Annotated in this window: 18 protein-coding genes; 15 read left to right on the top strand and 3 right to left on the bottom strand. The window is 70.2% G+C overall.

The features are described 5' to 3' along the window. Nucleotides 1–61: 61 nt before the first annotated feature. The 5 genes from J3P30_RS03095 (at nucleotide 62) to J3P30_RS03075 (ending at nucleotide 5,449) form a co-directional block, all read left to right on the top strand. Nucleotides 62–784, top strand: a complete 723-nt coding sequence (locus J3P30_RS03095; RefSeq protein WP_210479469.1) for a hypothetical protein — start codon at nucleotides 62–64, stop codon at nucleotides 782–784. A gap of 254 nt (nucleotides 785–1,038) precedes the next feature. Beyond that, nucleotides 1,039–1,440, top strand: a complete 402-nt coding sequence (locus J3P30_RS03090; protein WP_210479468.1) for a type II toxin-antitoxin system VapC family toxin — start codon at nucleotides 1,039–1,041, stop codon at nucleotides 1,438–1,440. Between the two features lie 196 nt (nucleotides 1,441–1,636). Next, entirely contained in the window at nucleotides 1,637–3,064 is a 1,428-nt protein-coding gene (gene glmU / locus J3P30_RS03085; protein WP_210479467.1) for a bifunctional UDP-N-acetylglucosamine diphosphorylase/glucosamine-1-phosphate N-acetyltransferase GlmU, read from the top strand. Beyond that, complete coding sequence (locus tag J3P30_RS03080) at nucleotides 3,061–4,038, top strand: ribose-phosphate diphosphokinase (RefSeq protein ID WP_210479466.1); 978 nt, start codon at nucleotides 3,061–3,063, stop codon at nucleotides 4,036–4,038. The genes glmU and J3P30_RS03080 overlap by 4 nt, the downstream gene beginning before the upstream one ends. A gap of 22 nt (nucleotides 4,039–4,060) precedes the next feature. Continuing rightward, a complete protein-coding gene (locus tag J3P30_RS03075) occupies nucleotides 4,061–5,449 on the top strand; it encodes an FAD-binding oxidoreductase (RefSeq protein ID WP_210479465.1) in 1,389 nt (462 codons plus the stop codon). A 31-nt stretch (nucleotides 5,450–5,480) separates the two neighbouring features. On the opposite strand, the gene J3P30_RS03070 is transcribed toward J3P30_RS03075, so the two are convergent. From J3P30_RS03070 to J3P30_RS03060, 3 genes are all read right to left on the bottom strand, one after another. Beyond that, complete coding sequence (locus tag J3P30_RS03070; RefSeq protein ID WP_210479464.1) at nucleotides 5,481–6,245, bottom strand: SDR family NAD(P)-dependent oxidoreductase; 765 nt, start codon at nucleotides 6,243–6,245, stop codon at nucleotides 5,481–5,483. Continuing rightward, nucleotides 6,245–7,699, bottom strand: a complete 1,455-nt coding sequence (gene gndA, locus J3P30_RS03065) for an NADP-dependent phosphogluconate dehydrogenase (protein WP_210479463.1) — start codon at nucleotides 7,697–7,699, stop codon at nucleotides 6,245–6,247. The genes J3P30_RS03070 and gndA overlap by 1 nt, the downstream gene beginning before the upstream one ends. Nucleotides 7,700–7,782: 83 nt before the next feature. Next, nucleotides 7,783–8,811: a LacI family DNA-binding transcriptional regulator gene (locus J3P30_RS03060; protein WP_210479462.1), complete on the bottom strand. Its 1,029-nt coding sequence runs from the start codon at nucleotides 8,809–8,811 to the stop codon at nucleotides 7,783–7,785. Nucleotides 8,812–8,917: 106 nt separating this feature from the next. Between J3P30_RS03060 and uxaC the strand changes: the two genes are divergently transcribed. The 10 genes from uxaC to J3P30_RS03010 all read left to right on the top strand — a co-directional run bounded on the left by uxaC (nucleotide 8,918) and on the right by J3P30_RS03010 (nucleotide 25,678). Next, complete coding sequence (uxaC, locus tag J3P30_RS03055; RefSeq protein WP_210479461.1) at nucleotides 8,918–10,318, top strand: glucuronate isomerase; 1,401 nt, start codon at nucleotides 8,918–8,920, stop codon at nucleotides 10,316–10,318. Next, nucleotides 10,315–11,715 carry a mannitol dehydrogenase family protein gene (locus J3P30_RS03050; protein WP_307807383.1) on the top strand — a complete coding sequence of 467 codons (1,401 nt, stop codon included), beginning with the start codon at nucleotides 10,315–10,317 and terminating at the stop codon, nucleotides 11,713–11,715. The genes uxaC and J3P30_RS03050 overlap by 4 nt, the downstream gene beginning before the upstream one ends. Nucleotides 11,716–11,981: 266 nt before the next feature. Then, nucleotides 11,982–13,556, top strand: coding sequence for an ABC transporter substrate-binding protein (locus tag J3P30_RS03045; protein ID WP_210479460.1), 1,575 nt, complete (start codon nucleotides 11,982–11,984; stop codon nucleotides 13,554–13,556). Nucleotides 13,557–13,840: 284 nt separating this feature from the next. Continuing rightward, nucleotides 13,841–14,782 carry an ABC transporter permease gene (locus tag J3P30_RS03040; RefSeq protein ID WP_210479459.1) on the top strand — a complete coding sequence of 314 codons (942 nt, stop codon included), beginning with the start codon at nucleotides 13,841–13,843 and terminating at the stop codon, nucleotides 14,780–14,782. Continuing rightward, nucleotides 14,779–16,563: a dipeptide/oligopeptide/nickel ABC transporter permease/ATP-binding protein gene (locus J3P30_RS03035; protein WP_246852696.1), complete on the top strand. Its 1,785-nt coding sequence runs from the start codon at nucleotides 14,779–14,781 to the stop codon at nucleotides 16,561–16,563. Before J3P30_RS03040 ends, J3P30_RS03035 begins: the two co-directional genes overlap by 4 nt. Continuing rightward, the gene (locus J3P30_RS03030; RefSeq protein WP_210479458.1) at nucleotides 16,560–17,423 is read left to right on the top strand and encodes an ATP-binding cassette domain-containing protein; all 864 of its coding nucleotides are present in this window, start codon (nucleotides 16,560–16,562) and stop codon (nucleotides 17,421–17,423) included. The genes J3P30_RS03035 and J3P30_RS03030 overlap by 4 nt, the downstream gene beginning before the upstream one ends. 2 nt (nucleotides 17,424–17,425) lie before the next feature. Continuing rightward, nucleotides 17,426–18,913 (top strand): glycoside hydrolase family 43 protein, encoded by a 1,488-nt coding sequence (locus J3P30_RS03025; RefSeq protein ID WP_210479457.1) that lies wholly within the window; start codon nucleotides 17,426–17,428, stop codon nucleotides 18,911–18,913. Then, nucleotides 18,910–20,145: a glycoside hydrolase family 1 protein gene (locus tag J3P30_RS03020; protein WP_210479456.1), complete on the top strand. Its 1,236-nt coding sequence runs from the start codon at nucleotides 18,910–18,912 to the stop codon at nucleotides 20,143–20,145. The genes J3P30_RS03025 and J3P30_RS03020 overlap by 4 nt, the downstream gene beginning before the upstream one ends. Continuing rightward, nucleotides 20,142–23,207: a glycoside hydrolase family 2 TIM barrel-domain containing protein gene (locus J3P30_RS03015; RefSeq protein WP_210479455.1), complete on the top strand. Its 3,066-nt coding sequence runs from the start codon at nucleotides 20,142–20,144 to the stop codon at nucleotides 23,205–23,207. Before J3P30_RS03020 ends, J3P30_RS03015 begins: the two co-directional genes overlap by 4 nt. Before the next feature lie 35 nt (nucleotides 23,208–23,242). Then, nucleotides 23,243–25,678 (top strand): glycoside hydrolase family 3 N-terminal domain-containing protein, encoded by a 2,436-nt coding sequence (locus tag J3P30_RS03010; protein WP_210479454.1) that lies wholly within the window; start codon nucleotides 23,243–23,245, stop codon nucleotides 25,676–25,678. Nucleotides 25,679–25,826 lie beyond the last annotated feature (148 nt).

The raw sequence follows: 25,826 nt of genomic DNA, 5'->3' as shown, positions 1-25,826 counted from the left end.
TTGCGCCGCCCTGCGCACCTCCTCACAGGAAACGCGCGTCCACAGCATCGGAGTGCCCTGCGTGACGAACACCGCCACGATCGACGAACCGTCCACCGAACCGCGTCGGCGCAGCCGCAGCGAGCCCCGGCTCGGCCGGCTGCTCAGCAACGTCGAGCTCCTCACGGCGATCCTGCTCGGTGTGGTGTCCGTGACGACCGCGTACGCGTCGTTCCAGGCCTCGCTCTACGACGGCGAGACGGCGAAGCAGTTCAGTGCTGGGCAGAGCTCGCAGACCGAGGCCGAGTCGCTCTACCTCGAGGCGAACCAGCAGTACATCCGCGACGTCCAGCTCTGGGACCGGATGACCGAGCTGCAGATCGAGATCGACAACGTCCCCGAGCAGGCCGAGGCGTCGCAGCTGAAGTACGACACCCTGCTGTTCACGTCCGTGTCCGAGAACCTCAACAGGGCGATCCTCTGGTCCGCCGAGCAGAACGTCGCGGACCCGAGCGCGTTCACGAGCCCCTTCGAGTCCGAGGACTACCAGAACGCGCTCTACGGGGCGTGGGCCGCGGAGGACGACCGATCGATCGCGGCGTTCGAGGCGGGCGATGCCGCCGACAAGCGCGGCGACGCCCTGACGCTCACCACGGTGCTGATGGCCATCTCGCTCTTCCTGCTCGGTGTCGCGGCGGTCGCCCGCCAGCTGCGCGTGCAGCTGATCCTCATCGGCGTCGCCATGGCGATCTACGCGGTGTCACTCGTGATGACCGCCAGCGTGCCGTTCATCCCCTGGTGGTGATCCGCGCCCTCCTGCTCGCGCGCAGTCGGACGGAGGTGGCCGGCTAGCCGCGATGCCCCTCGAGATCGCCGAGCGCACGCTCGCAGCGCTCCTGGCGGACCAGTTCCCGGAGCTCGCGGTGCCGGAAGCGCTCTGGGACCGCTGGCGCGGCTGGGCGCTTCGGGAGGCGCTCATCGCGAGGAACGGCCCCGCAGCGGCGGGAGGGTGCCGGGCGTACCCTGGCGGCGCTCGGAGTGCTGGACCGAGGGAGGGTCATGACCAGATTCGTCGTCGACGCCGGGGTCGTCCTGCAGCTCGTGAGCACCGGTGCTCAGGTGGCGCCCGGGCATGAGCTCCTGGCGCCGACCCTGCTGCGATCCCAGACGCTGTCCGCCCTCCATGAGGCGGTGCATCGCGGCGAGCTGGCGGAGGGCGAGGCGCGCGCCCGCCTCGCGGGGATCGCGCGGATGCCGATCCGCCTCCTCGGCGACGCGGTTCTGCGCCGGCGCGCGTGGGAGGTCGCGGACCGGCTCGGCTGGGCGTCGACGTACGCCGCGGAGTACGTCGCACTCACTCAGCTGCAGGCGGACGCGCTGGTGACGCTCGACGCGGACCTGGTGGAGAGCGTGCGAGGAATCGTCGTCACGGTCGGCACCGAGGCCCTCCTCGCGCCGTGATCGCGCCCGTCCGGGCCGGGCGCGGCGCCGGCAGTGAGAGCCGGTGGGCCCGGGCCGGGCCCACCCGGGCGGCTCCTCGCCGCCGGACCGGTTCCGACGGCTCAACTAGGCTCGACAGAGTCGGTGGCGCAGGGGGCGGTCCGTCCCGAGCCCGCGCATCCGATGGACGTCCGGCCGCAACAACCAAGGGAGCCCCGTGACCGACCCCCGTCTCGCCGTCGTCATCCTCGCTGCAGGCCAGGGCACCCGGATGAAGTCCGCGACTCCCAAGGTCCTGCACAAGCTGGCCGGCCTGCCGATCGTCGCCCACGTGCTCGCCACAGCCCGGGAGCTGTCCGCCGCGCACGTCCTCGCTGTGGTGCGGCACGAGCGGGACCGGGTGGCCGAGGCGATCACGGGCGCTCTGCCGGACGCGATCATCGTCGACCAGGACGAGGTGGCGGGCACCGGACGCGCGGTCGAGGTGGCGCTCGCCGCGCTGCCCGAGGGCTTCGACGGCGACGTCCTCGTGCTCAACGGCGACGTGCCGCTGCTGGACGCCGCCACGCTCCGCGAGTTCCTCGCCGCTCATCGCGGCTCCGCCGCGGCGGCCTCCGTCCTCACGGCGGTCCTGCCCGACCCCACCGGGTACGGGCGAGTGATCCGCGGCTCCGACGGCGCGATCGACCGCATCGTCGAGCAGAAGGACGCGAACGACGACGAGCTCGCCGTCGACGAGATCAACACGGGCGTCTACGCGCTCGGCCTGTCGGGGCTGCGCGACCTGCTCGCGTCGCTGTCGACCGCGAACGCGCAGGGAGAGAAGTACCTCACCGACATCGTCGCCGCGCTCCGCGAGGCCGGGTCCTCGGTGTCCGCTGTCCCGGTCGCGGAGCCGTGGCTCGTCGAGGGCATCAACGACCGCGCCCAGCTCTCGGACGCCGCCGCGAAGCTGAACGCGCTGATCGTGCGCGGCTGGCAGCTCAACGGCGTCACCATCCAGGACCCGGCGACCACCTGGATCGACCTGACCGTGACCCTCGCCCCCGACGTCGAGATCCTCCCCGGCACCCAGCTGCAGGGCGCGACCACGGTCGCCACCGGCGCGGTCATCGGCCCCGACACGACGCTCGTCGACTGCGAGATCGGCGAGCGCGCCGTCGTCAAGCGGACCGACGCGACCCTCGCGGTCATCGGCGCAGGAGCATCCGTCGGTCCCTTCGCGTACCTCCGTCCGGGCACGGTCCTCGGACCGGACGGCAAGATCGGCACCTTCGTCGAGACGAAGAACGCGCACATCGGCGAGCGGTCGAAGGTGCCGCACCTGTCGTACATCGGCGACACCGAGGTCGGGGTCGGCTCCAACGTCGGCGCGGGGACCATCACCGCGAACTACGACGGCGTCCACAAGCACTCGACGGTGGTCGGTTCCCATGTGCGCACGGGCTCGCACAACGTCTTCGTGGCCCCCGTTAGGATTGGCGACGGAGCGTACACGGGTGCCGGGACCGTCGTCCGGAAGGACGTGCCGTCCGGAGCGCTGGCGATCAACGTGGCTCCGCAACGCAACATCGAGGGCTGGGTGGCCACGAACCGGCCCGGCACCGAAGCCGCGCGGGCCGCGGCGGAGAGCGGGAACGCGTGACGGGCATCAAGACCCACGGTGAGAAGCACCTCGTCATCGTGAGCGGCCGAGCCCATCCGGAACTCGCACAGAGCATCGCTGCGGAGCTCGACACCACGGTCCTTCCCACCGACGCGCGGACCTTCGCGAACGGCGAGCTGTACGCCCGCTACGACGAGAGCGTCCGGGGAGCGGACGCCTTCGTCATCCAGTCCCACACCGCGCCCATCAACCAGTGGCTCATGGAGCAGCTGATCATGGTCGACGCGCTCAAGCGGGCGTCGGCGAAGCGCATCACCGTGGTCTCCCCGTTCTATCCGTACGGCCGCCAGGACAAGAAGAACCGCGGGCGGGAGCCGATCTCCGCCCGTCTCGTCGCGGACCTGTACGCGGCGGCGGGCGCGCACCGCATCATGTCGGTCGACCTGCACGCGGCCCAGATCCAGGGCTTCTTCGACGGCCCCGTCGACCACCTCTTCGCGATGCCCGTGCTGCTCGAGCACATCGAGAAGACGGTGCCGAAGGAGAACCTGACGGTCGTCTCCCCGGACATGGGCCGCGTGCGCGTGGCCGACATCTGGAGCGACAAGCTCGGCGTGCCCCTCGCGATCATCCACAAGCGGCGCGACCCCCGGGTGCCGAACGAGGTGTCCGTCCACGAGATCGTCGGCGACGTCGAGGGGCAGGTCTGCCTCATCGTCGACGACCTGATCGACACGGGACGCACGATCGCGAAGGCCGCCGCGGCCCTCAAGGCGAACGGTGCCATCGGCGTGATCGTGGCCGCGACCCACGCCGTGTTCTCGCCGCCGGCGGTCGAGCTGCTCGACACCCCGGAGATCGACTCCGTCATCGTCACCGACACCCTGCCGCTGCCTCCGGAGAAGCGCTTCGAGCGGCTCTCGATCCTGCCGATCGCCCCGCTCATCGCGCGGGCCATCCACGAGGTCTTCGACGACGGCTCGGTGACCTCGATGTTCGACGGCGCCGCCTGACCCGCACGGGACCACGGCTCGAATGGACACGGAGGCTCTCCGCGGCGTGGAGCCGGCCTCGGCCCTGCGTCACGCGCTCGGTGTCGACGCCGCGTCGCCGGTCGTCGTCACCGACGGTCCCGAGCTCGAGCAGGTCCGGGTCGACCGGTCGGGCCATCGATCCTCGGGTCCGCCCCTCGCGCTGGTGACCGCTGGGGACGTCGCCGACGTCCAGGCCACCCTCCGGTTCGCGACCGCGCACCGCATCCCGGTGATCCCGCGCGGCGCCGGAACCGGCCTCGCCGGCGGCGCCACCGCGGGGGAGGGCGAGATCGTCCTGTCGACCCTCGCCATGGACCGGATCCTCGAGGTCAGCGTCCCCGACCAGCTGGCGGTCGTCCAGCCCGGGATCCTCAACGCGGGGCTCAACGCCGAGCTGGTCCCGCACGGCCTCTGGTTCGCGCCGGACCCCGCGAGCCGGGCGATCTCGACGATCGGCGGCAACATCGCCACCAACGCCGGCGGGCTGCTCTGCGCCAAGTACGGCGTGACCCGGGAGTCGGTGCTCGGCCTCAAGGTCGTGCTGGCGGACGGCACCCTGCTCACGCTCGGCCACCGCACGGTGAAGGGCGTCACCGGATACGACCTCACCGCTCTGATGATCGGCTCCGAGGGCACCCTGGGCGTCATCGTCGAGGCGACCCTCAAGCTGCTGCCGCTCCCGGCGCCGGGCGTCGCCACCATCGGCGCCTACTTCCGCACCGTCCGCGACGCCGCCGCGGCCTCGGCGGCCGTCACGGCGGCCCAGCTCACGCCCGCGGTCATGGAGCTGATCGAGGAGCGCGGCCTGGCCGCGATCGGCGCCTACCTCGGCCTGGACCTGACCGGCCGCGGCAGCTACCTGCTCGTGAGCTTCGACGGTCCCGGCGCGCGGGTGGAGGCGGAGCAGGCCCTCGCCGTCCTCGGCGCCCTGGCCGTGGACACCGAGATGACCACGGATCCGGTCGAGTCGGAGCGCCTGTTCGCCGTCCGGCGGAGCGCCCACTACGCCTTCGACGCCCTCGGCACGGGCCTCATCGAGGACATCGCGGTGCCTCGCAGCGCCCTCCCCGAGATGTTCGACGCCGTCACGGCCATCGCGGACCGGCACGGGATCCTGCTCCCGGTGGTCGCCCACGCGGCGGACGGCAACCTGCACCCGACGTTCATCTTCGAGGGCGAGGAGGTGCCGGAGGCGGTCTGGACGGCCGCCGGGGAGCTCTTCGAGGAGGCCCTGCGCCTCGGGGGGACGCTGACGGGCGAGCACGGGGTCGGGCTCCTCAAGAAGCGGTGGCTGCGGCGGGAGCTCGGCGACGTGCAGCACGAGCTGCAGCGCAGCATCAAGGAGGTGTTCGACCCGCTCGGGATCCTCAACCCCGGCAAGGTCTTCTGACCCGAGAGCGCGGGATGCGGCGGAGGAACCCCTACTGGGCCGTCCAGCCGCCGTCGACCGGGAGCACCGTGCCGGTGACGAGCCCCGCCGCCGGCGAGGCGAGGTAGAGGACCGCCGCCGCCACGTCGTCGATGGTGCCGAAGCGGCCCACCGGGATGCGGGCGAGGATGTCGCCCGCGATCTCCGGCTGGTCCAGCCGCTCCGCCGTCCCCGGGGTGCGGATGTAGGTGGGCGCGACGGCGTTCACCGTGATCCCGAGCGGCGCCCACTCGAGCGCGAGGACCTTGGTCAGCATGTTGACCCCGCCCTTGCTCGCCGAGTAGACGGCGTGACGCCGGATGCCCACGAGCCCGGCCTGGGAGCTCATGTTGATGATGCGGCCGTACCCGCGGTCGGCCATCAGCCGGACGGCCGCCTGGCTCGCGAAGAAGAGCCCCTTCAGGTTGACGTCCATCATCCGGTCCCAGTCGCTCTCGGTGACCTCGAGGGCGTCGTGGTTGAACCCGAGACCGGCGTTGTTGACCAGCACGTCGAGCCGTCCGTGCTCGCGCCCGACCTCCTCGACCGCGCGGCGCAGAGAGGGCACGTCGGCGAGGTCCGCCTCCACGGGCACGATGCGACCGCCCGCCGCACGGCCCTCCTCCGCCAGGCTCTCGAGATCCTCCAGCGTCCGGGCGGTCGCCGCGACGGTCGCCCCCGCACCGGCGAGGGCGAGGGCGAGGCCGCGCCCGATCCCGCGGGAGGCCCCGGTGACCAGGGCGACCCGGCCCGCGAGATCGGCCGGCGGCTGCGGCATCAGTGGGTGTCGGTCGCCGCGACCTCGGAGCGGTCGCCGCTCCACAGCGTGTGGAAGGTGCCCTCCTTGTCGACCCGGCGGTAGGTGTGCGCCCCGAAGAAGTCGCGCTGGCCCTGCACGAGCGCGGCGGGAAGCCGGTCGGCCCGCAGGCCGTCGTAGTAGGCGAGCGACGACGAGAACGCGGGGGAGGGGATCCCGCCCTGCACGGCCGCGATGACGACGCGGCGCCAGGCCGGCTCGGCCTCGGTGAGCGCGCGACGGAAGTAGGGCGCGGTGAGCAGCGCGACGAGGCCGGGGTCGTCCTCGTACGCCTCGGTGATGCGGTTGAGGAACTGGGCGCGGATGATGCAGCCGCCGCGCCAGATCTTGGCGATCTCGCCCTTCTTGATGTCCCAGCCGTACTGCTCGGCGCCCGCGACGATCTCGTCGAAGCCCTGCGAGTAGGCGACGATCTTCGACGCGTAGAGCGCCTGGCGGACGTCCTCGATGAAGCCCTCGGGGTCGTCGACGGTCCACTCCTCCGCGGGGCCGGGCAGGTTCGACGCGGCGGCGCGCTGTGCCGGCTTCGACGACAGGGACCGCGCGAACACGGCCTCGGCGATGCCCGAGACGGGGATGCCGAGGTCGAGGGCCGTCTGCACGGTCCACGCGCCGGTGCCCTTGGCGCCGGCCTGGTCGAGGATGACGTCGACGAGCGGCTTGCCGGTCTCGGCGTCGACCTGGCGGAGGACCTCGGCGGTGATCTCGATGAGGTAGCTCTCGAGCTCGCCCTTGTTCCACTCGGCGAAGATCTCGGCGATCTCGGCGGGGCTCTTGCCGGTGCCGCGGCGGATCAGGTCGTACGCCTCGGCGATGAGCTGCATGTCGGCGTACTCGATGCCGTTGTGGATCATCTTGACGAAGTGACCTGCGCCGTCCGTGCCGACGTGCGTGACGCACGGCTCGCCCTCGGCGATCGCCGCGATGGACCTGAAGATCGGGCCCAGGGTCTCCCACGCCTCGGCGCTGCCGCCCGGCATGATCGACGGGCCCTTCAGGGCGCCCTCCTCGCCGCCGGAGATGCCGGCGCCGACGAAGTTGATCCCGGTCTCCCGGACCGCCTTCTCGCGGCGGATGGTGTCGGTGAACAGCGCGTTGCCGCCGTCGACGATGATGTCGCCGGGCTCGAAGACGCGGGTCAGCTCCTCGATGACCGCGTCGGTGGGGCGGCCGGCCTTGACCATGATGATCGCGGCGCGCGGCTTCTTGAGCGACGCGGCGAACTCCTCCATCGTCCTCGCGGGGATGAACTCCGCGTCGGGGAACGCCTCGACGACGCCCTCGGTCCGCTCCCACGTCCGGTTGTAGACCGCGACCCGGTTGCCCTCGCGGCTGGCCAGGTTCCGGGCGAGGTTCGAGCCCATCACCGCCAGTCCGACCACTCCGATGTTCGCCTGCGCTGTCGTGTCCGCCACGTTCTCTCCTTGCTGATTAGAGCCTGTTCGAGCGTAGTCGGCGAGGGTGAACGCCCTGATGCGTATGACGGCCTTGACCCACTTCAGGACCGGGCGGCGGCCGTGGATCCTCGCAGGACGAACTCGGTCGCCAGTTCCCGTCCATCCCCGTTCCCCGAACGGTCCACAGCCGCGATCAGCCGGTGGACCGCCGCCTCGCCCGCGAGGTCGAGGGGAGTGCGGATGGTGCTGATCGGGGGCGTCGTGAAGTCGGACCCGAAGATGTCGTCGAATCCGATGATGCTGAGCTGCTCGGGCACGGCGATGCCCGCGTCCTGGCATGCACGGAGCAGGCCGATGGCCATGAGGTCGTTGTACGCGATCACGGCTGTGACGCCCGACGCGCGGACGCGCCGAAGCCCTTCCCGGCCGCCCTCGAGAGTGGGAGCGCCGGGCCCGATCTCTACGATGGTCATGCCCCGACTGGGCGCCTCGTCCAGGAGCGTCTCCCAGCGGAGCCGGCTCATGAACGAGGCGGGCGGGCCGGCGAGGAACGCGAGCGACCGATGACCGAGCTCGGCGAGGTGGTCGAGCGCGTCCCGGATGCCGGGCGCGACGTCGGGAACGATCGTGGGGACGGCGTCGAGCTCCCGGTTCACCAGGACGAGCGGCTTCCGCTCCGCGAGCTCCCGGAGATCCTCGTCGGCGAGGCGCGTGGACACGAGTACGAGTCCGTCCACGGAAGGCAGCAGCCGCTCCGCCGTCTCGATCTCGACCTCGGCCGACTCCTGGGACTCCGCGAGCACGAGGGTGTAGCCCTCTTCGGCGGTCACTCTCTCCGCTCCGCGGACGAGGTTGAAGTACACCGGGTTCGTGATGTCGGACAGCAGCAGGCCGAGCGTCCCTGTCCGTCCGGTCGGGAGCGCGCGTGCCATCGGGTTGAGCCGGTAGTCGAGGGAGGCCGCCGCCTCCTTGATGCGCTGTTCCGTCTTGGCGTTGATGCGCCCCGGCTTGTTCAGCGCGCGAGACACCGTCGATGGACTGACGCCGGCCACTCGCGCGATGTCGTAGATGGTCGCCGGGACCTTCCGCGCCCCGATGGACGCGGGGGCGGCGTTCTCGGCGTCGACCACGACTTCCCCTCGCTGTTCGGATTGCACCCATAGTGGCATGCGCGCTGGCGGGCGCCGCGGTGGCAATCGGTTGACAAACTACCGTGCGAGGCGCTCCAATGGGAACATGCTCGGCCTGCAGCGACGCGACCCCGACCGCCTCCTTCCCGCGGATCCGGAGACCCGCGCCGTCGCCCGCGACCTCTACCGGCGGGTGGCCGATCGGCCGATCCTGTCGCCACACAGCCACGTGCCCGCCGAGCTGCTCGCCCAGGACGAGCCCTTCGGGAATCCGGCGGAGCTGTTCGTCGTCCGCGACCACTACGTGACGCGCCTCCTTCACGCAGAGGGAGTGGGCCTCGACGTTCTGGGCGTCGGATCAGAGCGCTCTGCCGAACCTCGCGAGATCTGGCGCACTCTCGCTCGCCATTGGCACCTGTTCGCCGGCACTGCGTCCGGCTACTGGCTCCAGGAGGAGCTCTCCGAGGTACTGGAGGTCGACGAGCAGCTCACCGAGGAGTCCGCCGACCGTGTCTACGACCACATCGCCGATCGGCTCGCCCGACCGGAGTTCCGGCCCCGTGCTCTGTTCGAGCGCTTCGGGATCGAGGTGCTTGCCACAACCGACGACCCGCTCGACGATCTGACCCATCACCGCGCACTGGCCGAAGCCGGTCTGCCGGGCCGGGTCGTTCCGACGTTCCGCCCGGACGCGTACCTGGACCCGTCGGCCCCGGGCTTCCCGGAACGCGTCGAGCGGCTCCTCGCGGCAACGGGATCCGCGGCGACGTTCGCCGGGTACCTCGCTGCCCTGGAGGATCGCCGGGCGTACTTCGTGGACCACGGCGCCTTCTCTGCGGACCACGGCGTCGTCGAGCCCCTCTCTGCGGAACTGGATGCGGTCGAAGCGGAGCGGCTCTTCCGGGTCGCTCTGTCCGGTGACGCCGACACCGACACCGCCCGGCTCTTCCGGGCGCACATGCTCCTGCAGATGGCGCGGATGAGCGTGGAGGACGGGCTCGTCATGACCGTTCACGCCGGGGTCTTCCGCAACCACAGCACCGCCACATTCCAGCGGTACGGAGCCGACACCGGTCACGACGTGCCCCTGCCGACCACCTTCGTCGAAGGTCTCCGCCCGCTCCTCGAGCGCTACGGGCTCGAGCCGGACTTCAACCTCGTCCTCTTCACGGTGGACGAGACGACGTTCTCGCGAGAGCTGGCACCGCTTGCCGGCTTCTATCCCTCGGTCTACGTCGGCGCGCCCTGGTGGTTCCTCGACGCTCCGGACTCGATCGCCCGGTTCCGATCCGCCGTCACCGAGACCGCCGGCTTCTACCGGACCTCCGGCTTCATCGACGACACGCGTGCGTTCCTCTCCATCCCCGCGCGCCACGACACGGCTCGGCGGGCCGATTCGGCCTTCCTCGCGCGGCTCGTGCGGGAGGGACGCCTCACGGTGTCCACCGCCGAGCAGATCGCAGATGATCTCGTCGATTCGATCCCCCGACGGGCCTTCAAGCTGTGAGCGCAGTCCTCCCGTCGCTGCGCCTGTCGCGAGGCGCCCTTCGAGACGCCGGGCGCTCCGTCCCGACTCCGCCCGTCCGCATCGTCCATCTCGGGGTGGGTGCCTTCTTCCGGGCTCACCAGGTCTGGTACACCGCGCACTCGACGGACGCGAGCGACTGGGGCATCGTGGGGTTCACGGGCCGGAGTCCCGACATGGCCGACCGCCTCGGTCCGCAGGACGGCCTCTACACGCTCGTGGAGCGGGGACCTCACGCCGACCGACACGAGATTATCGGCAACCTCGTCGACGTCCTGCCTGGGAACCGAGTGGACGCCCTCGTCGCCGCTCTGAGTGCGCCCTCGACCGCCCTCGTCACACTGACGATCACCGAGGTCGGCTACCGGCTGCTGCCCGACGGTTCCCCCGACCTGAGCGACCCCGCCGTCACGTCGGACGTCGACCTCCTCAGAGGTGCGCTGCGTGGATCCGAGGCGCTGCCGTCTGTGCAGCCGTCGACGGCACTCGGGCGGCTCTTGCTCGCTCTGGAGGCCCGGCGCCGCGAGGGAGCGCCGCCCGTCGCGCTCGTGTCCTGCGACAACATCCCCGACAACGGAGGTCACCTGCAACGCGGCCTGACGGGGCTCGCCTCACTCTGCTCGCCGGACCTCGCCGACTGGCTCCCGACAGGAGCAGCCTTCGTCTCCACCTCGGTCGACCGCATCACGCCTCGAATCGACCACGGCGAGGAGCGCGGGGTCACCGCCGCGACAGGCTGGCTCGACGCGGCTCCTGTGATCACGGAGCCGTTCTCCGACTGGGTCTTGTCAGGCGACTTCCCCTCCGGCCGTCCCGCCTGGGAGACCGCCGGCGCCCGTTTCGTCGACGACATCGAGCCGTACGAGGCGCGCAAGCTCTGGATGCTCAACGGCGCCCACTCGCTCCTCGCCTACTCCGGTCTGCTGCGCGGTCACCGAACCGTCGCCGACGCCATGGCGGATCCGGTGTGCCGGGATGGCGTCGAGCGCCTCTGGGATGAGGACATCCGCCATCTTCCCGCCTCGCTCGACCTCGATGCCTATCGCGCTGCTCTCGCCGCACGCTTCCTCAACGCACGGATCGAGCATCAGCTGGAGCAGATCGCCACCGACGCGCTGCTGAAGCTGCGGCTGCGGATCGTCCCCGTCGCGGACCGGGAGCTGACGGCCGGGAGGTCGGCCGCCGGCTGTGCCTCTGCGATAGCGGCGTGGATCGCTGCGGTGCAGGCAGGGATTCCGCTCCGGGATGCCGCGTCCTCGGCGATCGCCGACGCCGACCGGCGCGGAGGAGCTGAGGGACTGCTCGAACTGGTCAGTCCTCTGCTCGCAGAGGACGTCGCGTTCCGGCGCCGCGTGACAGCCCTCGTCAGGGAGCTGTAGGGCGGCGGAAGCCGAGGGTGACTGCCCGGTCGACCGGCAGCAGTGGCGGAAAGCGGTTGTCGAACCGCCGCCTGGCCGCTCTCGATCAGCGCACTTCCGGGTGCTGGGGCCCGTCCTTTCACGCCGCGGCGTGGCACAAGTGGCAATCGGTTGTCAAAAACGATCAGAACTGGTTTACTGACGCATCAGGCGCCGGTGTCACCACAGCCATCACCGCTCGGCCGGCGCACTCAGATCATGAATCCCCGACAAAGGAGTCTCCAGGCATGAATTCCCTTCTGTCCCGTCCGCGGGCGCTGACTCGCGCGGCGACCGCCGCGCTGGCCGTCTCGGCGGTACTGGCGACAGCGGCGTGCGCATCGTCGCCCTCCAACGAGCGGCCCGGGGAGTCGAACGGCTCAGGCGGCGGCCTCGGCACTGCCGAACTGACGATCGCCGTTGCGGCGCCGCCCGCCTCGCTCGACCCGGCCCAGCTCGCCGAGGGTGAGCAGGCCTTCATCTGGGCCTCGGTCTTCGACACTCTCCTCGCGGTCGACCAGGAGAACGAGATCCAGCCGAACGCGGCCGAGAGCTACGAGTACTCGGACGACCTGCGCACTCTCACGCTCACCCTCCGCGACGACCTGACTTTCACCAACGGCGACCCGGTCACCGCCGAGGACGTCGTCGGCACCCTCGAGCGCACACGGACGACACCGAGCCCCCAGCAGCCGAAGCTCGCGAAGGTCTCCTCGATCGAAGCGACCGACGAGCGCACCGTCGTCGTCAACCTCAGCGAGCCCGACCCCGGCCTGCTCAGCTACTTCGCCCAGGCCACCGGCGTAATCGGCGATCCCGAGACGCTCGACGAGGAGAGCAGCACGCTGCGCCCGGTCGGATCCGGCCCCTACACGCTGGCGGACGCGACCGTCGACGGCAGCGAGTACGTCTTGGAGCGCCGGGACGACCATTGGAACGCGGAGGCGTACCCGTTCAAGACCTTCACCGTCCGGGTGATCCAGGACCGCACCGCGGCGTTCAACGCTCTGCAGGCCGGCGAGATCGACGCGGGCCGCATCCAGCCCCAGCAGCGTCCGCAGGTGGAGGGAGCCGGCCTGACCGTCCATGAGCAGGAGGCGATCTCGTCGCTTCTGATCATCCTCGCGGACCGGGGCGGCGAGCTCGCCCCGCCGCTGGCGGATCTGCGCGTGCGTCAGGCGATCAACATGGCCTTCGATCGTGAGCAGTTCGTCGAGACCCTGTTCCAGGGTGTGGGCGCGCCGACCGTCCAGCCCTTCAATCCGTCGGAGGCCGCCTACAACGAGGATCTCGAGGGCACGTACGACTTCGACCCCGAGGCGGCTCGCGAGCTTCTGGCCGACGCGGGCTACGAGGACGGCTTCTCGCTGACGATGCCGAGCACGGTCATCTCGCAGAGTTTCGAGCCGGTCGTCACTCAGGCCCTCGCCGACATCGGCATCACCATCCAGTGGGAGCCGGTTCCCCCGCAGAACACCGCCTCCTCTCTCGCGTCCAAGCAGTATCCGGCCGCGCTCTGGTTCATGGGTCTCAACGTGCCTGCTCGCGAGGTGGCGGATCTCTATGCTCCGACGGGGTTCCTCAATCCCTTCAACTATGAGGACCCTGAACTGACCGAGCTGTTCTCGTCCATCGCGAACGAGGCCGATGAGGCGGCTCAGGCCGAGCTCTACCAGGAGCTCAATGCCTTCTCGGTGGAGAACGCCCTCAATGCGCCGATCGCCTACATCGGCGGTCTCTGGGCGACCACTGAGGACGTCGACTTCATCCCCGAGGTCAGTGTGCTTCCCACTGTCCGCAACTTCGGAGTGGTCGAGGGCTGATCCTTCCCCCAGAAGGGCCCGGGCGGTCGCCGCCCGGGCCCTTCTGGCTGTCCGGACGCCTTCGCAAGAGTAAGGCGCGAGCGCCGCTGACGACGCTGTCGCGGTCTATGAGAAGTGAGCCGGCGCGGTATTGGCAATCGGTTGTCAAAACGCGCGTCCGATGTTTTACTAGACGGGTTCCCGCAAGCGATTGCCGAGATTTCGGCCGCTCAGGGCAGCCCGTGATCGGGCAACAGAAGACAAAGGAGTTCGATGGTGCCCCACGTCGTGTCGGGGGTCGGCGCATGACCCTCTACGTCCTCCGACGGCTCGGCGCGGGGCTCGTCCTCGCGCTCCTGGTGACGCTGATCACCTTCCTGCTGCTGAGTCCGTCGTTCGAGTCCGTCGTGCGGGAGCGCCTCGGGCCCACCGCAACACCCGAGACGATCGCCGGGATGATGACGGAGCTCGGCTTCGACCGCCCAATCCTGGTGCAGTACTTCGACTGGCTCGGCGGCGTGTTCACCGGCGACTTCGGGCGCTCGCTCTTCACCAGCCAGCCCGTCGCGCCGGCTGTCGCCGCACGGCTCGGGGTCACGCTGTCCCTCGTCGTCACGGCGCTCCTCATCACCGTCGTCATCAGCGTCGCGCTCGGCGTCTGGGCGGCATCTCGCGGCGGCGTCGCCGACAAGATCTCTCAGATCCTGTCCCTCGTCGGCTACATCGTCCCCGGCCTGCTGCTCGCCATCGTCCTCGTCGTCGTGCTCGCGGTGAACCTCAAGCTGCTGCCCGCCGGTGGCTTCACCCCGTTCTCCGAGGATCCAGCGCGCTGGGCTGCCTCCATCGCCATGCCGGTGATCGTGCTCGTCATCGGCGGGGTCGCCAACATGGCGGCCCAGGTGCGCGGCACGATGATCGACGAACTCCGCAAGGACTACGTCCGCACCCTCCGCACTCGCGGGGTTTCGACCACGTCGATCGTGATCCGGCACGCGCTCCGCAACGCGGCAGGTCCCGCCCTGACCGTGCTGTCGCTCGAGTTCATCCAGATGCTCGGCGGCGCGCTCATCATCGAGAACGTCTTCGCGCTGCCGGGGTACGGCCAGTACGCGTTCAACGCGGCGCTCCAGGGCGACATCCCCATCATCCTCGGCATCACGGCGTTCGGCGTGATCCTCGTGGTCGTCGTGAACCTCGTCACCGACGTCGTGAACGGCTGGCTCAACCCGAAGGCGAGAATCTATTGAGCATCGAAGAGCTCTCCATCGACCCGGGCCTGGCGGCGCCGCCGCGGCGGTCGCCCTTCCGGAAGCTTCTCCGGGACCCGCAGGCGGTCATCACCGCGTCGCTGCTTCTGGTGATCGTCCTGCTGGGACTCCTCACCCCTTTCATCGCTCCGCACGACCCCAACGAAGCGCAGCTGAGCGCGATCAACGCCGATCCCGGCACGCCCGGCTACCCGCTCGGTGCGGACCAGAACGGGCGCGACATCATGTCCCGGCTCCTGCACTCGATCAACACGAGCATGATCTCCGGCCTGATCGGCGCTAGCGTCGCGCTGGCGATCGGCATCACCTTCGGTCTCATCGGCGGATACTTCGGCAGCCGCCTGCGCAGCGTCACCGAGTGGGTATTCAGCCTCGTGATGACCTTCCCGGGGATCCTGCTGCTCATCGTCCTCATGCCCGTGACCAAGGGCGACTACCGGTTCACGATGCTGATCTTCGGCGTGCTGCTCTCGCCCGGCATATATCGGATCGTGCGGAACCTCGTCGTCGGCGTGAAGAACGAGCTCTACGTCGATGCCGCGCGCGTCGCGGGTCTGTCGAACCTGCGCATCCTGGCCCGGCACGTGCTGTTCGTGATTCGGGGCCCGATCATCATCGCGGCCGCGTTCCTCTTCGGAGGAGCGATCAGCGTGCAGGCCGGCCTCGCCTTCCTCGGTGTCGGCTCCACGCTCGTCCCGAGCTTCGGGGCGATGATCTCCGAAGGGTTCCTCAACCTCTACATCGACCCGATGCAGTTCCTGTGGCCCTCCGTCCTGCTTGGAGTCATCACGGCGTCGCTCGTGCTGCTCGGCAACTCTCTCCGCGATGCATTCGAGGGCGTGAAGCTCAAGCCCGCGAAGATCGCGGCGCCCAAGGTCGAGCAGGTGGCTGGTCGCGCCGAGTCCCGGCCGTCGGACGCCCTGCTCGAAGTCGACGATCTCGTGATCGCCTATCCCACGCCGTCCGGAAAGCTCAACGAGGTCGTGAAGGGCGTCACGCTGAGAGTCAACGCCGGCGAGACCGTCGGCCTCGTGGGCGAGTCCGGCTCGGGCAAGACGCAGACCGCGTTCGCCATCCTCGGCGTGCTGCCGGCCGAGGCGGTGATCGTGCGCGGGTCGATCCGGCTCGAGGGCCGGAACCTCATCGGTCTGAGCGAGCGCGAGCTCCGGCAGCTTCGGGGCCGGTCCATCGCGTACATCCCACAGGAGCCGATGTCGAACCTGGACCCCTCCTACACGGTGGGGGCGCAGCTCGTCGAGGGCATCCGGGCGACCACCGGCCTGTCGAAGCGCGAGGCTCGTGAGCGCGTGCTCGCCCTGCTGAAGCGCGTCGGCATCCAGGACCCGAAGCGCACGTTCGACTCCTACCCCCACCAGATCTCGGGCGGCATGGCGCAGCGCGTCCTGATCGCCGGGGCGGTCGCCAGCCGGCCGAAGCTGCTCATCGCGGACGAGCCGACGACCGCCCTCGATGTCACGGTGCAGGCCGAGATCCTCGATCTGCTCCGCGACCTCCAGGCGGAGCTCGACATGGCCGTCGTCCTCGTCACCCACAACTTCGGTGTGGTCGCGGACATCTGCGATCGGATCGCAGTGATGCAGAACGGGCAGGTCGTGGAATCCGGAACGGCGCTCGAGGTCTTCCGCGAGCCGAAGCACCCGTACACGCAGAAGCTGCTCGGCGCCATCCTCGACGAGGCCACCGTACGAACCGACCCGCCGGTCTCCGCCGGCGCTCTCGCCGGAGGGACGACCCGATGACGAATCCGCTGCTCGAGGTCACCGACCTGCGCGTGACGTATCCCGGCCGCGGCTTCCGCGCGAAGGCCACGGAGGTGCTGCACGGGGTCTCGCTGACGATCGGCGAAGGCGAGACGCTCGGAGTCGTGGGAGAGTCCGGATCCGGCAAGACGACGATCGGACGCGCGGTGCTCGGCCTCGTGAAGCCGAGCGGCGGACGGATCATCTTCGACGGCCAGGACATCACGCACGTCAGTGCCGCCGAGCGGCGCAAGCTCGCCCGCGAGCTCCAGGTCGTGTTCCAGGATCCGTACACGTCGCTCAACCCGTCGATGACCGTCGGGGACATTCTGAGCGAGCCGCTCGTCGTCCAGGGCGCGACCGCGAAGGACGCCCGTGCTCGGGTGCGGACCCTGCTCGATCAGGTCGGCCTGCCGAGGGACGCCGCCGAGCGGCTGCCGCGGGAGTTCAGCGGCGGCCAGCGCCAGCGCGTCGCCATCGCGCGTGCGCTCGCCCCCGAGCCGAAGCTGATCGTCTGCGACGAGCCGGTCTCCGCTCTCGACCTCTCGACGCAGGCCATCGTGCTGGACCTCTTCATCGAGATCCAGCGCCGGACCGGGGTCGCCTATCTGTTCGTGTCGCACGACCTCAGCGTCGTGCGACACATCAGCCACCGGGTCAGCGTGGTCTACAAGGGCGACATCGTGGAGACCGGTCCCGCCGCCTCCGTGACCTCGGAGCCCGAGCATCCGTACACCCAGCGCCTGCTCCTCGCGGCGCCGATCGCCGATCCGATCGAGCAGGAGAAGCGCCGTGCCGAGCGGTACCGGCTCCTGGAAGTGCATCGCCAGCAGGCCGAGCAGGCCGGGGCCGTCGCCTAGGGATGAGCGCGCATCCGATCCTTCCGGGCTATCACCCCGACCCGTCAATCTGCCGGGTGGGCGACCGCTTCTACCTGATCAACTCGAGCTTCGAGTATTTCCCCGGAGTGCCGGTCTTCACGAGCACGGATCTGCTCACGTGGGAGCAGATCGGCAACGTGCTCGACCGTCCCAGCCAGCTCAACGTGCAGCCTGGCCTCGAGGGCGCGAGCAAGGGCATCTACGCGCCGACCATCCGCCACCACGACGGCCGGTTCTGGATGATCACCACGAACATCGCGGACATCATGCGGGGGCACCTCATCGTGTCCGCCGCGGACCCCGCCGGTGACTGGAGCGACCCGGTCTACACGACCGGCGCCTGGGGGATGGACCCGGATCTCGCCTGGGACGACGACGGCACGTGCTACCTCACCTGGGCCAACCCAATGCTCGGTCTCCAGCAGGCGCAGGTGGACCCGGCGAGCGGCAGGCTGCTCTCCGAGCCGCAGCACCTGTGGGAGGGGACCGGTCTCGCCGATCCTGAGGGACCGCACCTCCTCCAGCGGAACGGCTGGTGGTACTTGGTGGTCGCGGAGGGCGGGACCGACCGCGGACACGCCGTGTCGGTCGCGCGGTCGCGCACGCCCGGCGGACCCTTCGAAGGGCATCCCGCGAATCCGATCTTCTCCCACCGCAGCACGCCTCACCTGGTGCAGAGCACGGGGCACGCGGACCTGGTGGAGCTCGCCGATGGGGAGTGGGCGATGGTGTACCTCGGGGTGCGCCCGCGTGGCTCATTCCCGAGATTCCACGTCAACGGCCGCGAGACCTTCTTGGCGGGCGTGGACTGGATCGACGACTGGCCGGTCGTCGTCGAGGACCACTACGAAGTGCGCGAGACCATCACATCCTTCGTCGACGACTTCTCCTCTGCGTCCCTCGATGTCCGCTGGATCTCGCCGGGCGTCGATCCCCGCAGCTTCACGCGATCGACCGGCGACGGAGTCCGCATCGAAGCAGGTCGCTCGCCCAAGGACCGCCAGGCCGCGAGGCTCCTCGCGGTCCGAGCGCGCGACGCAGAGTGGACCGCGGCGGTGACCGTGCCCGATGGTGACGCCGCGTTCGTCGTCCGCATCGACGACGCGCACTGGGCCGCCGTGGAGCGAGTGGCTGATCGCGTGTCCGCGCGCCTGGTCGTCGGGCCGCTGGACCAGGTCCTCGGCGAGCAGTCGGGAGTGGCGGCTGGGACGCCGCTCGTCCTCCGCGCGGTGGCGGACGGCGATCGCTACAGCTTCCGTCGCGGCCCCGATCGGCTGCAGCTGGGGTACCGGGACGGCGACGGATTCCGCGCGCTCGCCGAGATCGACGGCCGCTACCTGTCCACCGAGGTGGCCGGGGGGTTCACCGGCCGCGTCATCGGCGTCGAGGCGCTCGGCCGCGACGCCCTGCTCACCCGCTTCGAATACACCGCCGGCTCGCCGGCCGACAACCAGGAGAACATCTCATGACCTCTTTCCCCGACGGCTTCCTCTGGGGTGCAGCGACCGCCGCCCACCAGGTCGAGGGCAGCAACGTCAACAGCGACTTCTGGGCGAACGAGGGCCGGATGCCCGGCATGGAGCGCAGCGGCGACGCGTGCGACAGCTACCACCGCTACCCGGAGGACATGCGGCTGCTGGCCGAGGCCGGGCTGAACACCTACCGCTTCAGCATCGAGTGGGCGCGCATCGAGCCGGTCCCAGGCCTCATCTCGAAGGCGCAGCTCGCCCATTACCGCAGGATGATCGACACCGCGCTCGGCCTCGGTCTCACTCCGCTCGTGACCCTGCATCACTTCACGAACCCCCGCTGGTTCGCGGAGGAGGGCGGTTGGCTCGGCGAGCGCGCAATCGAACGGTTCACCTCCTACGTGGAGGCCGCGACAAGCATCCTCGACGGCGTCCCGTACGTCGCCACGATGAACGAGCCGAACATGCTCGCGATGATGACGGGGCTCGCGCGGGCGATGCAGCAGGCCCAGGCGAGCGGGGAGTGGCAGAGCCCGACCGTGGAGAACGACAACGGAGCGCGCAAGCCGCTGCCGGCGCCCGAGCCTGAGATCGGCAAGCGGTTCGTCGAGGCCCACCACGCCGTCCGCGACATCGTGCGAAAGCGCACCGGCGCGGCCGTCGGCTGGACGGTGGCGAACCGCGCGTTCGAGACGCGGCCAGGCGCGGAGGAGAAGCGCCGGGAGCTCGAGTACATCTGGGAGGACCTCTACCTCGAGGGCTCGCGCGGCGACGACTTCGTGGGCGTGCAGTCCTACTCGGCCCAGTGGGTGGGCCCGGAGGGCATCGAGCCCTATCCGCCGCACCCGGACAACACGCTCGTCGGCACGGCGTACCGTCCCGACGCACTCGGCATCGCCGTGCGGCACACCAGGGACGTGACGGGCGGCGTGCCGATCATCGTCACCGAGAACGGCATCGCGACGAAGGACGACGAGCGCCGGATCGCCTACACCGCCGAGGCGCTGCAGCACCTGGCCGCCGCGATGGACGACGGGATCGACGTGCGCGGCTACATCCACTGGACGGCGCTCGACAACTACGAGTGGGGCCACTGGGAGCCGACCTTCGGGCTCATCGCCGTCGACCGGGAGACGTTCGAGCGCACCCCCAAGCCGAGCCTCGCCTGGCTCGGCGACGTCGCCCGCGGCGGCGCTCTGCCGGAACTCGCGAGGGAGGCGACCGCACGATGAGCGCCGGAGCGCCCGTCGCGGAGAGAAGCGTCGACAGGACGGTCCTCGCCGGCGTGCCGAGAGACGTAACGGGGTTCCATCCCGTCGGGCGCCTCCCGATGCACGGCATCCGGCGGGAGCCGGAGGTGTCCCTCGATGGGATATGGGAGTTCCAGCTCCTTCCCTCTCCCGATGCAGTGCTCGGGACCGACTGGGACACCACGACCGTCCCGGGACTCTGGACGATGACCGAGCTCAGCGACCCGCCGCACTACACCAACGTCCCGATGCCCTTCGATGAGGTGCCGCCGGCCCTCCCCGAGCGGAATCCGACCGGGGTGTACCGGCGGACGATGCAGCTGCGCCCGGAACCCGGGCGGCGTCTCATCCTGCACGTCGGCGCAGCCGAGTCGGTCCTGCGCGTCCTCCTGAACGGCGAGGTGGTCGGCGTCAGCAGCGACGCACATCTGGCGGCCGAGTTCGACGTCACCGAGCAGGTGCGGCCCGGCGACAACGAACTCATCCTCGTTGTGCAGAAGTACTCGGCGGAGAGCTACCTCGAGGATCAGGACCAGTGGTGGCACGGCGGCATCAGCCGATCGGTCTTCCTCTATTCGGTGCCGGAGGTCCGCCTGGCCGATGTGGCGGCGCTCGCCGACTACGACCCGGAGTCCGAGCGAGGGACGCTCCGGGTGCGGGTGTCCACCGCGGGGCTCGCGCATCTGCCGTCCGTCGACTGGACCGTCGAGGTGCAGGGAGTCGGACGTGCGGAGACCGCTCCGGTGACCGGCCGACTCGCGACGCAGACCCTGCCGAAGCCGCGGCGCGATCGCAGCAACCGGCCGGAACCCCGGCTGCCGGACGACATGATGGACCTCCTGTCCCTCAGGGCCGCCGGAGCGGAGATCCCCGCCCGGCTGGCGCCGGTCGCCGCCGCCTTCGCCCAGACCGTCGCGCACGGTCTTCCCGCTGGATGGGCGGAGGTCACGCTCGACGACCTCGATGTCCCACCGTGGACGGCGGAGACTCCGCACCTCGAAGGCGTCGTGGTGCGGCTGCGGAACGGCGCCGGCACGGTGGTGGACGAGGCCCGGATGCGCGTCGGTTTCCGCCGAGTGGAGATCCGGGGCCGCGACCTGCTCGTGAACGGCCGGCGCCCGCTGTTCCAAGGGGTGAACCGGCATGATTCCGACCCGCGCACCGGGCGCGTGATGAGCCGGGAGCGCATGCTCGCCGAGCTCTCCCTGCTCAAGCGGATGAACGTCAACGCCATCCGGACGTCCCACTATCCGAACGACCCGGTCTTCCTCGGCCTCTGCGACGAGCTCGGCTTCTACGTGATCGACGAGGCCGACATCGAGGGTCACGCCTTCGCCACTCAGATGGCCGACGACCCGGAGTATCTGCCGAGCTTCCTGCGGCGGTACTCACGGATGGTGCTGCGGGACCGGAACCACCCCAGCGTCGTCCTGTGGTCGCTCGGCAACGAGACCGGGTACGGCGCCGCGCACGACGCCATGGCGGCGTGGTCCCGTCGCGTCGACCCCTCTCGTCCCGTGCACTACGAGGGAGCCGTCTCCGAGGACTGGCACGGCGGGCACGCTGCGACCGACGTCGTCTGCCCGATGTATCCCTCCTTCCCCTCGCTGGAGGCGTATTCAGCCGACGAGCGTGCGGACCGGCCCCTCATCCTGTGCGAGTACGCGTACTCCCAGGGCAACTCGACCGGTGGTCTCGACCACTACTGGAAGCTGTTCGAGACGCTCCCCGGCCTGCAAGGCGGATTCCTCTGGGAGTTCCTCGACCACGGGCTCGACCCGGATGGGGACGGCCGCTACCGGTACGGCGGCGACTTCGGCGATCAGCCGAACGACGGGCCGGTCCTGCTCAACGGCGTCGCGTTCCCGGATCTGACGCCGAAGCCGGCGCTCCTCGAGGCGCGCGGCATCTTCAGCCCGTTCCGCATCACGTCCGGCGCCCAGGAGGCGCTCGCCGGGGGCCTGACGATCCGCAACCGGCAGACCTACGCGGACCTCGCCGGATACGAGCTCGAGCTGCGGGCGGAGACGACGGCGGGCCCGGAAGGTGCGGTCGTTCTTCCGACCCCGGACGTCGCTCCCGGTGCGGACGCGGTTCTCGAGCTGCCTCGGAGCATCCGCGACATGGCGGCGCGGGACTCCTCGCTGGCCCTCACGCTCACCGTCCGGACCCGAGCGGACGCCGCGTGGGCGCCTGCGGGCACCGAGATCGCCGTCCACCAGATCGTCCTCCCGACTACGGCCCCGAGTCTGCCGTCCGCGGGAACCCAGCGGGCGACCCTTGGCGAGGACGGCGAGCTGCGGCACCCTCTGCTCGCCGGACCCCCGCGCCTCGCGCTGTGGCGGGCCCTCACCGAGAACGACGCCTCCTTCGCTCTCGACAACCGCTTCGTCAGGTCCGGCTTCTTCTCGCTCGAACCGACCGAGGTCGCCGTGGGGGAGGAGGACGGGGGGACCGTCGTCACCACCCGGTACGCCACCGCTTTCGGCGACGAGGTGACGCACCGCAGGCGGATTCTCGCCGTCGGGGACAGCGACTGGGTCCTCACTGAAGACGTCGCGCTCCCGCCCGGCACCCGCGACGGGCTCCGCGTCGGGATGCGGTTCGAGCTTCCTCCCGGCTTCGACGAGGTCGAGTGGGTCGGCCTCGGGCCGTGGGAGAACTACCCCGACCGGCGCGCCTCCGCGCTGCTCGGTCGGTGGACGAGCACCGTCGACGACCTCGCGGTGCCCTACGTCGTGCCTCAGGAGAACGGCACGCGAGGCGGCGTCACCGAGCTGGTGCTGGCCGGTGCGGCCGGCGTCGTTCGGGCGCGCTCCGCCGATCCCCTGCATCTGAACGTGAGTCGCTACGCCCCACACGAGCTCGAGCAGGCCGACCACTGGTGGGAGCTCCCGCCGAGTGAACGGACGATCGTGCACCTCGACGTCGCGCACCGGGGCGTGGGGACCGGGAGGCTCGGTCCGGACACCCGTCCCGACCACCGTCTCGACGGTGACCGCTACCGGTGGGTATGGCGTCTCACCCTGCAGCCGAACCGCTGATCAGTCCTCGACAGAGTGGAATGAATGTGGACTACATGGACCCCTCGCTGTCCGCCGCCGACCGGGCGACGGACCTGCTCGGTCGCATGACGACCGCCGAGAAGGCGTCTCAGCTCACCGGCATCCTGGCGAACACGATCACCGGGCTGTCGGGCGACCTCGACCAGCGCCAGATGGAGCGGCACCTGGCGAACGGGATCGGGCAGGTCGGAACCGTCTCGGTCGGAACGGGTCCTGCGCACGTCGTGGCCCGCCTCGCGAACGGCATCCAGCGCCACCTCGCCGAGAACACCCGGCTCGGCATCCCCGCGCTCCTCCACAACGAGACTCTCAACGGCGTCCTCGCCGAGGGGTTCACGTCGTTTCCCACGGCGATCGGGCTGGCCGCGACGTGGCGTCCGGAGCTCGTGGAGCAGATGGCCGAGATCATCCGCCGGCAGATGCGCGCCATCGGCATCCGCCAGGCGCTCGCTCCCGTGCTCGACGTCGCGCGCGATGCGCGCTGGGGCCGAGTGCACGAGACGTTCGGCGAGGAGCCACTGCTCGTCTCAGCGATGGGAGTGGCCTACACGCGAGGCATTCAGGGCGACGACCCGGCCTCCGGCGTCCTGGCGACCGCCAAGCACTTCCTCGGGTACTCGGTCACCGACGGCGGTCAGAACATGGCCGCGACCCATCTCGGGAATCGCGAGCTGTACGACGTCTTCGCCACACCGTTCGAAGCGGCCATCCGTCTCGCCGGCCTTGCCAGCGTGATGAACAGCTACTCGGAGATCGACGGTGTGCCGGTCGGCCTCTCGCGCGAGATCCTCGACGAGCTCCTGCGGGGCCGGCTGGGCTTCGACGGGACAGTAGTGTCCGACTACCGCACGATCTTCTATGCAGTGGAGCGGCAGGGCGCAGCCCCCGACGCCCGTCGAGCCGCCGCCCTCGCGCTAGGGGCGGGCCTCGACGTCGAGCTGCCGCAGCCGTACGGCTACGGCGAGGTCCTGGCGGAGGCGGTGGACGGCGGCGAGATCGACGTCGCCCTGCTCGACCGCGCTGTCCTTCGGGTGCTCACTCAGAAGTTCGCGCTGGGGCTCTTCGAGAATCCGTACGTCGACGCCGATCCCGTGCGCCTCGCTCCGATCGTGTCGGAAGGCCGCGAGCTGGCCCGCGAGCTCGCGGCCGAGTCGATCACTCTGCTCACCAACCGCGACGCGGCGCTGCCGCTCTCGCCGGAGACCGAGTCGATCGCCGTGGTCGGGCCGCACGCGGAGTCGGTGATGGCCGGATTCGCGAATTACACCTACCCGCCGGTCCTCGAGATGCTGCGCGGCATCGCGACGGGACAGGCGCGGATGGCGGGCTGGGAGAACGCGCTCGACAACCTGCCGGAGGCGGCGCGCAAGCAGGTCGAGGAGCGGATGGAGGCGATGCGCCGCCTCGATCCGGAACTCGCGGTTCGCGAGCAGTACGGTGCGCGGAGTCTCGCCGATGCGGTCCGTGACGCCGTTCCCACCGCCCGTGTCACCTCGGTTCCGGGAACCGGCGTGATGGACTCCGAGCCACACGACATCGATGCCGCGGTGGCGGCGGCGGATGCCGCCGACGTCGTGATCCTGGCGCTCGGCGGCCGGTCTGCGGCGTTCTCGGGCCGCGCCACCGAGGGCGAAGGGTCCGACTCTGCGACGCTCGAGCTTCCCGCTCGGCAGCTCGAGCTCCTCGACGCCGTCACGTCGACGGGCAAGCCGGTCATCGCGGTCCTCTTCGCTGGCAAGCCGTATCTGCTTGACCGGATCGTGGAGAAGGCGACCGCCGTGCTCGCCGTCTACTACCCGGGACCGGAGGGAGCGCCCGCGATCGCCGACGTGCTGTTCGGACGGACCAGCCCCTCGGGCAAGCTACCGTTCACAGTGCCGCGGCACGCGGGACAGGTGCCCGTCTACCAGGGGCAGAAGCGCGGAAGCGGACCCCGCCGCACGTCATTGGACATGTTCAGCGCGTACGTCGACCTGCCGAATACGCCCCTGTTCGCCTACGGCCACGGCCTGAGCTACACCTCGTTCGGCTACGGCGAGGTCCTCGTCGATCAGCATGAGGTGGACCCGCTCGGCGAGCTGCGCCTGTCGGTCTCGGTTCGGAACGAGGGGCAGGTGCGCGGCGCCGAAGTCGTGCAGGTGTACCTGCGGCTTCCGGGACTCGGAGTGACGAGACCTGAGCAGCAGCTCGCGGCGTTCGCGAAGGTGGAGCTCGAGCCGGGGGAGGAGCAGACCATCGCGTTCGCGATCGACGTGCCACAGCTCGGCTTCACCGCAGCCGATGGGCGCTTCGTGGTCGATCCAGGGACGATGGACGTCCTCGTCGGGTCCGCCTCGGACGACCTCCGCGCGCGAGCATCCGTCGAGATCGTCGGGGAGCGGACGGACGTGTCGGCGCACCGCCGCTTCGTGCCGCGCGTCGAGTTCCTGCTTCCCCTCGCTCAGGGCTGATTCGCCCTCCTTCGCAGTCCGTCAACCACCTGTCGCCACTCCGGCACTCCGGCTTGGCAACCGCTTGCCAAGACGGGCGCCGACGTGGTCTACTGAATCCCGAGCGGGGCCGCCCGCCTCCGCCTGGGCACTTGCCCGCATCGCCGCG

Origin of the sequence: Naasia sp. SYSU D00948 (assembly GCF_017916515.1) — a bacterium.
GTDB lineage: Bacteria > Actinomycetota > Actinomycetes > Actinomycetales > Microbacteriaceae > Naasia.
The sequence above is the reverse complement of the archived record's forward strand: the minus strand, read 5'-3'. Positions and strand labels throughout refer to the sequence as shown.

What these genes read in the sequence shown, in the direction of transcription:
- J3P30_RS03040 (WP_210479459.1), top strand. Translation starts at nt 13,841, where the DNA reads ATGACCCTCTACGTCCTCCGACGGCTCGGCGCGGGGCTCGTCCTCGCG.
- J3P30_RS03045 (WP_210479460.1), top strand. Translation starts at nt 11,982, where the DNA reads ATGAATTCCCTTCTGTCCCGTCCGCGGGCGCTGACTCGCGCGGCGACC.
- J3P30_RS03015 (WP_210479455.1), top strand. Translation starts at nt 20,142, where the DNA reads ATGAGCGCCGGAGCGCCCGTCGCGGAGAGAAGCGTCGACAGGACGGTC.
- J3P30_RS03030 (WP_210479458.1), top strand. Translation starts at nt 16,560, where the DNA reads ATGACGAATCCGCTGCTCGAGGTCACCGACCTGCGCGTGACGTATCCC.
- J3P30_RS03075 (WP_210479465.1), top strand. Translation starts at nt 4,061, where the DNA reads ATGGACACGGAGGCTCTCCGCGGCGTGGAGCCGGCCTCGGCCCTGCGT.
- uxaC (WP_210479461.1), top strand. Translation starts at nt 8,918, where the DNA reads ATGCTCGGCCTGCAGCGACGCGACCCCGACCGCCTCCTTCCCGCGGAT.
- J3P30_RS03025 (WP_210479457.1), top strand. Translation starts at nt 17,426, where the DNA reads ATGAGCGCGCATCCGATCCTTCCGGGCTATCACCCCGACCCGTCAATC.
- J3P30_RS03070 (WP_210479464.1), bottom strand. Translation starts at nt 6,245, where the DNA reads ATGCCGCAGCCGCCGGCCGATCTCGCGGGCCGGGTCGCCCTGGTCACC.
- J3P30_RS03090 (WP_210479468.1), top strand. Translation starts at nt 1,039, where the DNA reads ATGACCAGATTCGTCGTCGACGCCGGGGTCGTCCTGCAGCTCGTGAGC.
- J3P30_RS03020 (WP_210479456.1), top strand. Translation starts at nt 18,910, where the DNA reads ATGACCTCTTTCCCCGACGGCTTCCTCTGGGGTGCAGCGACCGCCGCC.
- J3P30_RS03010 (WP_210479454.1), top strand. Translation starts at nt 23,243, where the DNA reads ATGGACCCCTCGCTGTCCGCCGCCGACCGGGCGACGGACCTGCTCGGT.